The 12,598-nt window shown below is 62.4% G+C and carries 4 protein-coding genes; 3 read left to right on the top strand and 1 reads right to left on the bottom strand.

Annotated features, from left to right (window positions below):
• Positions 1–319 precede the first annotated feature (319 nt).
• The gene (locus tag AB4Y36_RS34095) at positions 320–7,339 is read left to right on the top strand and encodes an amino acid adenylation domain-containing protein (RefSeq protein WP_368685333.1); all 7,020 of its coding nucleotides are present in this window, start codon (positions 320–322) and stop codon (positions 7,337–7,339) included.
• Positions 7,340–7,386: 47 nt separating this feature from the next.
• On the top strand, positions 7,387–8,643 hold the full coding sequence (locus tag AB4Y36_RS34100) for an MFS transporter (protein WP_368685334.1): 1,257 nt from the start codon (positions 7,387–7,389) through the stop codon (positions 8,641–8,643).
• A gap of 130 nt (positions 8,644–8,773) precedes the next feature.
• On the opposite strand, the gene AB4Y36_RS34105 is transcribed toward AB4Y36_RS34100, so the two are convergent.
• The gene (locus tag AB4Y36_RS34105; RefSeq protein WP_368618950.1) at positions 8,774–9,451 is read right to left on the bottom strand and encodes a hypothetical protein; all 678 of its coding nucleotides are present in this window, start codon (positions 9,449–9,451) and stop codon (positions 8,774–8,776) included.
• 1,538 nt (positions 9,452–10,989) lie between these two features.
• Here AB4Y36_RS34105 and galE point away from each other — a divergent pair.
• Positions 10,990–12,039, top strand: a complete 1,050-nt coding sequence (gene galE, locus AB4Y36_RS34110) for a UDP-glucose 4-epimerase GalE (protein WP_368618951.1) — start codon at positions 10,990–10,992, stop codon at positions 12,037–12,039.
• The last annotated feature ends 559 nt before the right edge of the window (positions 12,040–12,598 follow it).

Raw genomic sequence — 12,598 nt, forward strand, 5'->3', positions numbered from 1 at the left:
TGGGATGGGCACGACATTCATCGCGTCGACCCTTTTGCGTGAACCGATGGTTCGATCGTGCAACGTCGGCCGTCATCAAATATGCGTTTCCGTTCGGTATAAATCGTCCGCCGGTTTTGTCCTGTCGATCGCTGACGCGGATTCCGCAGCCACGTCCGGCAACATTTCTTCGGCCAGCCGCTCCGATCCTCGTCGTGGACGTGAAACGACTCAATAAGACCAGACAAGTAATAACTACCGCATGCAACCGCAGAACCGCTACACAATCCAAGCCGTCACTTCCTCCGACCACGCTGCCCCGTCTTCGCCCTCCCCCGCAATGGCGAAACTCTCGCGCGGACAACGCGCCATGTGGTTTCTGTGGTGCCTGAATCCGAATGGTGCGGAGTACGGCCTGCCCATGGCGTGGTCCATTCACGCTGCGCTCAACGTGGAGGCATTTCGCGGTGCATTGCAGGATCTGGTTGAGCGGCATCCGGTCTTGCGTACGACGTACGCGGCACCCGAAGGCGAACCTGTCCAGTTGATCCATGCGCCCGGTCAACCGGATTTCCAGCACGACGATGCGTCGCAATGGGACGCTGCCGCCTTGCATGCGCGCCTGACCCAAGAGGCTGACACAGGATTCGACCTGAAAAACGGCCCGGTTTTCCGCGCACGCCTTTTTTCACGCGCTGCCGACACGCACGTGCTGTTTCTGAACTGCCACCACATTGCCGCCGACACGTGGTCGCTCATCGTGATGATGGAAGAACTGGGGCTGCTGTACCGGGCGCGCGTTGACGGAAAGACGGCGGAATTGCCGTCCACCGGGCTGTCTTACGTCGACTACGTCGAGTGGCAGCAAAACCTGCTCGCGTCCCCCGCGGGTGAATCGCATGCCGCCTACTGGAAAAAGCAGCTGAGCCAGCTTCCCGTGCTCGACCTGCCCACCGACCGGCCGCGTCCGCGCGTTCAGACTCACGTTGGCGCGGGTCATTCATTCGAGCTGGGTAAAACGCTCACGCAGCAGATCCGCGCCCTCGCGCGCGCGCAGGACGTCACGTTTTACACGGTGCTGCTCGCCACCTTTTACGTGCTGCTCTACCGCTATACGGGACAAGACGATATCGTGGTCGGCTCGCCGCGCTTCGGGCGGCCGCCGCAAGGCTACGCGCGCACGGTCGGCTACTTCGCGAGCCCCTGCGCGCTGCGCGCGCGTGTGGACGGCGAAAACACGTTCAATGCGTTTCTGCAGCACGTGCGGGAGGTGCTGGTCGGCGCGAAGGAACACCAAGACTATCCGTTCCCGTTGCTCGTGGAGCAACTGGGCGTGGTGCGCGATGCGAGCCGCAGCCCCATTTTTCAGGTGTCCTTTACGTACCAGAAAGCCCATCTCGACCATATGCGCGGAGTGGCGGCTGCACGAATGGGGTTGGGTGGCTCGGAACTCGATCTGGCCGGCCTGCCGCTCGCGTCTTATCCGCTCGAGCAGCATGGCGTCAAGTTCGATCTCGACTTCGTGGTCGAAGAGGTGGACGGCTGCCTGCGCGCGGTGTGCTGGTACAACACGGCCCTATGGGACGCGCCGAGCATTCGCTATCTGGTCGATCAATTCCAGACGTTGATCGCGAGCGCCGTCGAAGCGCCGCACACGGAGCTTAGGCATTTGTCGATGCTGAGCGCGCGCGAGCGCGCCGCTTACGCCGTCTGGAATGCAACCGAAAGCCGTTTCCCGCAGACGCCCGCGCACCGGCTCGTCGAAGACTGGGCGCAACGCCGGCCGCAGGCCGCGGCGCTGCTTCACGAAACGCAGACGGTGTCGTATGCCGAACTCAACGCACGCGCCAATCAGCTTGCACATCATCTGCGCCGCGGCGGCTTGAAACCGGGCGAGCTGGTCGGCGTAAGCATGGAGCGCGGCCCCGCGCTGGTGGTCGCGATTCTCGCGGTGCTGAAGGCAGGCGGCGCGTATTTGCCGCTGGACCCGAGCTACCCGCAGGAGCGTCTTGCCTACATGCAGGACGATTCGGGGCTGAGCTTGCTGCTCACGGGCCAGGGCGCCGGCGCGGAGGTGTCGTCCGCAAAGGTACGGCGCGTGTGCGTCGATACGCAAGCCGCTGCCATTGCCGGCGAATCCGTGCACAACCTCGAGATCGCCTCGAAGCCGAACGATCTCGCGTACGTCATCTACACCTCCGGTTCCACCGGACGCCCGAAGGGTGTGATGCTGGAGCACTACGGCCTGTCCAACATGGTCCATACCATGGCCGCGTTGTTCGAAATCGGCCCAGACAGCCGCCTCCTGCAGTTCGCGTCGGCGAGTTTCGACTCGTCGGTCGCGGAAATTTTCAGCACCTTGTGCGCCGGCGCCGCGCTGTGCCTCGCGTCGAAAGCGGACATGATGCCGGGCTCGGCGCTGATTGACACCATCGCGCGCCACGCCGTGACGGTGATCACGCTGCCGCCTTCCGTTCTTGCTTTGCTGCAGCCCGAAGATCTGCCGACACTGCGCACTGTTGCCGCTGCCGGCGAGGCATGCAGCCTCGACATCGTCAAGCGCTGGGCGCCTGGACGCCGCTTTCTCAACGCGTATGGGCCGACCGAAGCGACGGTGTGCGCGACCATTGCGCGCCTGCAGCCGGACGCCGAACGCGTGTCGCTCGGGCGGCCGATCGCGAACACGCGCGTGTACGTGCTCGACGCGCAATTGCAGCAGGTGCCGGTGGGAATTGCGGGCGAGATCCATATTACTGGCTCCGGTCTTGCACGCGGTTACCTGAACCGCCCCGACCTCACGGCCGAGCGATTCATCGCCAATCCGTTCGGAGGCCCGCACGCGCGCATGTATAAAACGGGCGACCTCGCCCGCTTTCTGCCCGACGGGAGCCTCGAATACCTCGGGCGCCTCGACCATCAGGTGAAGATTCGCGGCTTTCGCATCGAGCTGGGCGAAGTGGAGTCGGTGATCGCCGGATGCGCCGGCGTGCGCGAAGCGCTGGTGATCGCGCGGGCGACGAACGGCGGCGCGCCATCGCTGCTGGCTTACGCCATTGCTCACGAAGCGGGCGCCATCACCGCTGCTGACATTCGCGCCCATGCGCAAGGCAAGCTGCCCGACTTCATGCTGCCCTCGGCGATCATGCTGCTCGACGCATGGCCGCTCACCCCAAACGGCAAAATCGATCGCGCGGCATTGCCCGACGCCGAGCGCGTGACCCCGCACAGCGTGCTCGCCCCGCGCGACGCGCTCGAGCAGCAGATTGCCGACGTGTGGAAAGCGGTGTTGAAGCTGGACGCCGTGGGGATTGACGACAATTTCTTCGAAGTCGGCGGTCATTCGCTCGATCTCGTTCGCGTGGAGATCGAACTCGAACAGACACTCAGGCAACACGTGCCGACGATGGACCTGTTCCGCTTTCCGAACATCCGGTCGCTGGCAGATCACCTGCGCGGCGCGTCCGGACCGGCAGCCGTTGCCGCGCCGTCCAACCCTGCGCAATACATCGCGCGAAAAGCGGCGCGCGTGCCGCATGGCGTCGATCATGCAGACACCGACATCGCCATCATCGGCATGGCGGGTCGCTTCCCCGGTGCGCAGAGCGTTGCGGAGTTGTGGCGCAATCTCGTGGCCGGTGTCGAATCGGTCAGGCCACTGAGCGATAGCGAGCTGCTCGCGGCCGGCGTCGATCCCGCCCTGCTTGCCGACCCTCGCTACGTGAAGCGCAAGGGCGTGCTGGACGACGTGGATCGATTCGACGCCGCGTTTTTCGGCTACCCGCCGCGCGAAGCGCTCTTGATGGACCCGCAGCAGCGCCTCTTCCTCGAAACGGGCTGGCAGGCACTGGAACACGCGGGCTATGCGAACGCGGGCTACACCGGCAGGATCGGCGTGGTCGGCGGCACGGGCCGCTCGGGGTATCTGCTCCATTATCTCGACGCGCATCCGGAAAGCGCTGCCGAACTGTTCCAGACCACCATCCTCAACGAGAAGGACTTTCTCTCCACGCGGCTCGCGTACAAGCTCAATTTGCGCGGCCCGGCGCTGACCGTGCAAACGGCGTGCTCGACCTCGCTCGTCGCCGTTCATGTGGCCTGCCAGCAATTGCTGCTCGGCGAATGCGATATCGCGCTGGCAGGCGGCGTGTCGCTCGAAATGCCGCACGGCACCGGTTACCTGCATCAGGAAGGGCACATTCTTTCGGCCGATGGGCGCTGCCGTCCGTTCGACAGCCGCGCGCAAGGCACGGTGCGCGGCAGCGGCGGCGCGATCGTCGTGCTCAAGCGTTTGTCCGCAGCGCTCGCAGACGGCGACCATGTGTGGGCGGTCATCAAGGGCTCCGCGATCAACAACGACGGCAACGCGAAGGTGGGCTTCACCGCCCCGGCCACCGACGGCCAGGCCGACGTGATCGAGCATGCGCTCGCGCGTGCGGACGTCGATCCGGCAAGCATCGGCTTCGTCGAGGCACATGGCACCGCAACGCCGCTGGGCGACCCGATCGAAGTTCATGCGCTCACGCGCGCGTGGCGCCGCCATACGGATGCGCGGCAGTTCTGCGCGCTCGGCTCGCTGAAGTCGAATGTCGGCCACCTCGACGCAGCGGCGGGCGTCACCGGCCTCATCAAGGCTGCGCTATCCGTGCATCACGGCAAGATTCCGGCGACGCTGCATTTCGAGTCGGCCAATCCGAAGCTCGAACTCGAAAAGAGCCCGTTCTGGGTGAACAACACGCTGACCGACTGGCCGCGCACCGCCACGCCGCGGCGCGCCGCCGTGAGTTCGTTCGGCATTGGCGGCACGAATGCGCACGTGATTCTGCAGGAAGCGCCGTCGCAGGCCGCGCGCGAGCGCGAAGGCGATGCGGCGTTTCACGTGCTGGCGTTGTCGGCGAAATCGGAGCGTGCGCTGCAGGCGATGACCGACAACCTGGCCAGCCACCTGCGGGACGATCCTGCCGCCGATCTGGGCGATATCGCCTACACGCTTCAACTGGGACGCACGCACTTCCCGCACCGGCGCGTCGTCGTGTGCGACAGTGCGTCCGCCGCGCTCGAAGCGCTCACTGCACTGCCCGCAACGCGCAGCGGCACGGGCGTGACCGCGCCGTCCGCGCGCGTCACCTACCTGTTCCCCGGACAAGGTCTGCAGCAGGTCAACATGGGCCGCGATCTCTACGCGTCCGAAGTCGTGTTCCGCGATTGTGTCGACCACTGTGCGCAGTTGCTTCAGCCGCTCATGGACCTCGACATCCGCACGGTCCTGTATCCGCCAGTCGATGTACCCGGCGCAACCGATGCCGCACGCGAGCGGCTCATGCAGACGTCCATCACGCAGCCCGCGCTCTTCGTGGTCGAATATGCGCTCGTGCGACAACTGGAACATTGGGGCGTGCGCCCGCACGCGATGATGGGGCACAGCCTCGGCGAATACGTGGCCGCGTGCGTGGCCGGCGTCATGTCGTTGGCCGGTGCGCTGAAGCTCGTCGTCCTGCGCGGCCAGCTAATCCAGGCCTTGCCCGCCGGTTCGATGCTCGCAGTCGAAGCGTCGGCGCAGGAACTGGCGCCCTACGTCGCGAACGGCGTGGATCTCGCTGTGGTCAACGCGGCGCGCTCTAGCGTGCTCGCGGGTCCGGCCGAACAGATCGACGCCGTGCAGGTGCGCCTCGACGACGCCGGCTTGCGCTGCAAGCGCGTGGCAACGTCGCACGCGTTTCATTCCGCGCTGCTCGATCCGGCGCTCGAGTCATTCATGGCGCTCGTCAGCCAGGTCGAGTTGCGTGCTCCGCAGATTCCGTACATCACCAACGTGACCGGAACGTGGGTCACGAACGAGCAGGCCACCGATCCTGCACATTGGGTGCGCCATATGCGCCAGACGGTGCGGTTCGCCGAGGGGCTCGACACGTTGCTTCAGTCACCGGACGGGCTCTTTGTCGAAGTGGGCCCGGGGCACGCGTTCACCTCGATCGTCCGGCGGCATGCGGACAGTGCGAATGCGCGAGTCGCAACGGCCACGCTCTCCGGCGCGCCGGGATGGTCCGATTGCGGCGCGCTGGCGCTGAGCGTGGGGCGCTTGTGGGTGGCTGGCGTCGCGCCGTGCTGGGATAAGCTGCACGAAGGCGCCAAGCGGCGGCGTGCCGCGTTGCCGGGCTATCCGTTCGAGCGTCAACGTTTCTGGCCGCAGGCACGAAGCACGAGCCCGGCGCGTGCTGTGGCTTTGCAGCCTCGCCAATCCGCGACCGAACCGGACGCAGCCGCATCCCACGATGCGTCGACCGCGGCTTCTTCGCACGACACCGTGGAGTCGCAGCTGACCCGCATCTTCGCGGAGGTGCTCGGCATGCCGTCGGTTGCCGTGACCGACAACTTCTTCGAACTCGGCGGCACCTCGCTTTCGGCGCTAAGCGTCATTCTGCAGATTGAGCAGTTGATCGGCCATCAACTGCCGGCGGCGGCGTTGCTCGAAAGCCCCACGGTGCAAGCGCTCGCCGCTTCGTTGCAAACGATGCGCGACCCGCGCCGCCAGCAACTGGTAGGCATGCGCACCACGGGCGCGTTGCCGCCACTCATCTGCATTCACCCGTATGGCGGCCATACGACCAACTACGTCGAACTCACGCGCAGCCTGGGCGGCGACCAGCCCGTGTACGGCATCCAGGCGGGCGGCCTGCTAGGCGAATCGACCCCGCTGCGCAGCATCGAAGCGATGGCTTCGGATTACATCGACCTGATGAAATCGGTGCAGCCCGAGGGCCCATACCGGCTGATCGGGCATTCGATGGGCGGATGCATTGCGTACGAGATGGCGCAGCAGCTTGAGCGACGCGGCGAAAGCGTGGCGCTGCTGGCCCTGCTGGACTCGCGCGCGCAAAACACCAGCGTGCAACCGCTGTACCGCAACGGTACCTACGGCAAGATGGCGGCCCGGCAATGGCTCAGCGACGACGCCGTGATGCTCGGTATTCTCATGCCGAAGCTGTCATTCGATTGGGAGAACTTGCGCGATGTGCCCGCTGACGTGCACTGGCGCCATGTGCTCGAAGCCGCAACGCAACAAGGCTTGCTGCCGGCCGGCACAGGCGAGCGGCAGATCAGGCAGGTGCTGTCGGTGATCGCCGCGAATGACGAAGCGCTTCGCACGTATCGTCCGGCGCCCTTTAGCGGACGCGTGCTGCTGTGCTGTGGCGAGGAAGGTTTCGCGCGGCAGTTCGGCGAACCCGACCTCGGCTGGGGCGCGCTCGCCGAAGCGCTGGACGTCGTGCACGTGCCGGGCGATCACCACAGCATCATGAGTCGCGAAAGCGCGCAGATCATCGCGCGTCATCTGCAAAGGCACGAGCAGGAGTGCCTCGCCTGATGCCCCAGCCCACCTCGCTCGAGCCCGAAACATTGCAAGGACGGTCTGTGTCCCCATCGAAAAAAGTGCGCTTTAGCCGCGATGAAATGAAGGTCGTCGTGGTGGTCACGGCGTTGCTGCTCATTGGTCTGCTCGGCACGGACATTCATCTTTCGTCGCTGCCGGAAATCATGAACGTCATGCACGCCTCGCAGCAATATGTGCAGGCGTCGATCTCCGTCTTTCTCTTCGGGACGGGCGTGGGAGCGCTCGTGTATGGACCGATGAGCGACAAGCATGGCCGCAAGCCCGTCATTCTGATCGGCCTCGCGGTTGCGATCATGGGTAATCTCTGGACCGTGTTCGCTGCGAAGATCACGGGCTTTTTGCTCGCGCGCTTCGTTCAGGGGCTGGGCAGCGGCGTGTGCCTCGCCCTGTCGCGCATCGTGCTGGCCGATATCGTGCAAGGCGATCGTTACGCGATTGCCAGTTCGTACATCACCTTGTTCACGGGGCTTTCGTTCGTGCTCGGCCCGCTGGTGGGCAGCTTCGTGCAAACGTGGTTCGGGTGGCGCGCCAACTTTGTCGTCATGGCGTCGCTGCTCTGCGCGATGTTCGCGGTTTATCTGCGCTGCCGTGAAACGAACGCGCACAAGAATCGCTCGATCACGGCACGCGATGTCTTCGCGGCCTACCGCGTGGTGTTGTCGGATGCGACGTTCGTTTCGTCGACCATTGTGGCCGGTGTCGGCATGACCTGCTTTGTCATGTACACGAGCTCGAGCCCATTCGTGCTGCAGCAGCAGTTCAGCTATTCCGCCACGCAGTACGGATGGGTCAGCGCGCTGGTCGGTAGCGGCCTGGTCGTCAGCCGTTTGCTGTTGCCCAGGTTGATCGGCCGATTCGGGATGCTCCCGACAATGATCGCCGGGCTTTTCATCGCCATCTTCTGCGGCGTTGCGTTGCTGACGCTTTCGACGCTGGGTGGCTTGTCCGCGCGCGGCTTTCTGCTGAGCGTCGCGGGCGTGTCGTTCAGCTACTCGTTTATCGTGCTTTGCGCGTCGGCCATTTGCATGAGCCGCTTTACGGCCCATCGGGGCGGCGCAGGCGCCATTTATTGCTGCTCGCAGATGGGACTGGCGTTCGGTGTGAATAGCCTCGTGTCGTCCGTGTCGAGCGACGTGATTACGCTGCTGGGCGTGAGCTATATCGCGCTTCCCATGTTGGGTCTGCTGCTTTGCGCCAGGCAATCAGCAGCGATAGGCTACCAGGAAAAGCGCGCAGGTTACGACGACCGGCAACCGGGCGCTCCTGCTACAGATTAGGAGGGAACACGCCACCTTACAAGATCTCAGCTCTACGTAGGCTACAGAGCCGAACGACTGCTTTACGCTGAATAACCAGTCAGGGCGCAAAGCGGCTCGCGGACTGATGCCGCTTTGCGTCGTCGAGCCCTCACACGCTTAACTGGCGTTTGAGTGGTTGTACGTCAGCTTCCCAGCCAACTCCGACTGTTGGCCCCGTCCGACATTCGAGCAATTGCTTGCGCTTTTCTTCGGCGATTGCGATGAAGTCGGACAGTTCACGCTCCATGGCCGAATCTCTGGCGCCCGGCTTCCACGTCGCGGCTCCGTGCCGCCGGCGCGTGGTACGAGCCAACGCTAACGCTCCTCTCGCAGCTTTTGCACATTCGATTTCAACCTGACCGCAAAAGTCGAGCGGCTCACCGAATTCGCGGAATGCCTCGACATACTCCCGAGCGGCGTGCGCCGTTGCCGGGTACTCGCGCAACTCCGAGACGAGTCCACGGCTCAGAACGTCCCATCGCAACTTGTCCGGATAGGCAAAGGCGGGAACGGACACGCCCTTGCTGGGCTCACGGATCGCGGGACCGACTGGCTCCGACGCCGCCCAGGCTGCCTTATGCATCACCGTACGACAGGTCCGAGCGTAGCTTTCCAGCGCTAACGCCAGCTCCAAAGAAGTGTCACGTCGGTGGCGCCTGCGTTCTCGGCCATCTCGCGCCGCGATCCAAACTAGCGTTACGACACTGCCGACCGTCGCCGACGTTAGCGCCAAAGTAATAGGAGTATTCCAGCCAAGTCGCGGGAAAAAAAGCCATTCCTGCAGCATACGAAGCGCCTCGGAAAAAGAGGTGCACAGAGTATAAGCAATCGCAAGCCAGCGTATTCAGGAGAGAAATTGTGCTGTGCATTTTCGCCACAAGCGCTCCGATCGTGCGCCGCCAATCTTGACAGATCGGCGCAATAGCCTCACTACCTTTTGACACTACCGGGACTACAAATCCCGACTCGCCATAGCGATCAACATAGATTTGCCTTGGGCGAGCGCGACGCGGATATTGCTGATTCTGAGTGGTTAACGAGGCAGGCTTGGTTCCATGCAGAACTGGGCGGCTTCCGGATCCAGTGAAGAACACCAAGGACACCGTGCTGCTATTAGTTGTCGGGACAGCGGAAGACTATGCTCAGTCGCTATTCGATCTCTTGCGAAAAGGTCGACGGTATTGTCCGATCAGTACTAGTAGAAGCGCGTCACCGATTGTTGCCGAAACCACTTCGTGAGCGAGTCGAAACCCGCTTGCTGCGATGCTACCTGTGCGTGATATTCGCTAACTATTGTTCCTATTTCGCCGGCGGTTTCGGGGGGCGGGATTGGCACTGCGAACACACTTCAGATTCTGTGTCACACGCCCTCGGAACAACGATCAGCGTGAAGGCGACTTCCTCGGCGAGACATAATCAATGGAGCGAAGTTTGCTGTCTCGTGCGACACAACTGACCGCGGGCTCATCGTGCAGAGCTGGATATCTTCCGTTTTCCGGCTCATTAGCCTCACCTACAAATCTTCCGACGAAGGACACCAAATAAAACACGATTCTCCAGCCATTCACAGATCACGGATATTCATCGATCGCAAAGTAAAGATGCCGTCAAATTCTCAGGACCCGGACCAGTCGGCCAAAATCTGGTATGTGAACGCCATTGAAATCGATACGACAAACCTGTCTGTTAAATTCCCGTCACGTTTGGCTCGTGCTGCCCAGAGCCTAATGTGGTCCACCGGGTCCGGTTCCCCCCGAACTAGATCGAACCCGGATTCGCACCGCCAGGCTGGAAATGCCTGGCGGTTTTTTTCGCTCACCAATCGTTCTGACGGCGTTGCTTCAATGCCGAGATGTAGCTCTCTTTGCGCCGAAACTCGACACCGCGTGCTCGGTCCGAAGAACTTTCCGCTTGAACGTTTGATGGACGGTAACCAGCTAGCCGAGACCAATCGAGGATCGACGTTTGTACGTCGGTAGCAGAGGGAATCTCTTGCCGTTTATCGTGTATTTGAGAACTCACTCGTGCCCCCGCTTCTCAGGCCGACGAAAACGCCAATCCGGCGGCTTACCTTCACGCTTAACCGAACAAACCTCTTCCAATATGGTCACGTAGACCAAACTCGCCAAAACATTCCACTTTGCGGCAATCACCCCGACTTACCTTGCAGCACGTGGTAGGTTAGAAGCCTGTCAATCTGCAAGTGAGCGGCCAGTTGGTTGCTTTTCAGCGGCTCCTTGCCACCGTACAGGCGCTGCGACACAGATCCGTGAATCTGCCAGAACAGATCCGCGATCCCCCGGTATGAAGCTCTGAAAATATCTGATGACTCCAGCAAACTCCTTCTCGACGACGAACACCAAAAGCACAATCCTCATCACAGGCGGCGCCGGCTACATCGGCTCACACACCTGCGTGACGCTACTGGAGGCAGGCATCGACGTTGTCGTCGTAGATAATCTCGTCAATAGCCACCGGGCATCGCTCGCGCGCGTCCAGAAGATCACAGGAAAACAACTCACCTTCTACGAAGAAGATGTGCGCGACGCACGGGCGCTTACGCGCATCTTCGAGACACATAAAATCACTGGCGTGATCCACTTTGCGGCACTCAAAGCCGTCGGCGAATCTGCGGCCAAACCGATCGAATACTATCGCAACAACCTGGAATGTCTGCTCACGGTCCTGGACGTGATGCGCAGATACGGCTGCAAGCAGTTTGTGTTCAGTTCTTCGGCGACGGTGTATGGCGCGCCGGAGCGCTCGCCCATCGACGAAACCTACCTGCTCACCGCAACCAACCCATACGGACAATCAAAGCTCATCGCCGAGCAGATCCTGCGTGACGTCGCGATCTCAGATCCGTCATGGCGTATCGCGGTGTTGCGCTATTTCAATCCGGTGGGCGCGCACGAGAGCGGCCTGATTGGCGAAGACCCCGCCGGTATCCCGAACAACCTTATGCCGTTTGTCGCGCAGGTGGCTGTCGGCAAGCTGCCAAAACTGCGCGTGTTCGGCGGCGACTATCCGACGCCAGACGGTACAGGCGTGCGGGACTACATTCACGTTGTGGATCTGGCAAACGGACATCTAAAAGCGCTCGATGCGCTGGCTGCGCGTGACCAGGGTTTCATCGTGAACCTGGGCACCGGACGCGGCTACACCGTCCTCGAAGTCGTGAAGGCCTTCGAGCAGGCGTGCGAACGTACTGTGCCATATGAAATCGTAGACCGCCGTCCCGGCGACATCGCCGAATGTTATGCCAATCCCGCGAGGGCACAATCACTCATCGGTTGGAAGGCAGAATACGGCATCGAGCGCATGTGCATCGATCACTGGCGCTGGCAGGAAAAAAATCCGTACGGGTATGTATAGCATTTCAATGCATGCGTTCACTGTTGCGTCACTGGCACCACACGAATCAATCGGCTTGCGAAAGGCAATGCCGGCGAGAGTTGCATGTGTGCTCCGTGCGCCGCCCTCTCTCGCCTTCGCGCCGACCTCCCCTATGCCAGGTACGCGAAACTGACCGGGAAACTCGCCCCACATGGACGACCCAGCGCTAGCGCGTTGCCCCGCCCCGGCGCCGGCGCCGGGGCCGGGGCCGGGGCCGGGGCCCGGGCCGGGGCCGCGAACCGTGATACCACTCGTGATGATCAAGGTTGCGCATCAGTTCGTCGCGTCGCCGTTGGCGGCGCCGGCGGGCTGCAACCCTGAATGTAGCGATGAACAGCACAACCGTGCCAACAAGCAAACTGGCCAGAATTGGGCGCACGTTAAGATCCTCCCGCTTGCTCAGTCAGTGTCCTATTCTGTCATCCGGACGTTCAATAAATACTCGCGATCTCCTTCAATCGAACCGCACGGAATCCACTTTAACAGGCGCCGTCGAATCCACTTACGCACTTGGTCAACCGCCGGTATTAGAGACCAG

The sequence above is a fragment of the Paraburkholderia sp. BR10936 genome (assembly GCF_040965735.1).
GTDB classification, from domain to species: domain Bacteria; phylum Pseudomonadota; class Gammaproteobacteria; order Burkholderiales; family Burkholderiaceae; genus Paraburkholderia; species Paraburkholderia nodosa_A.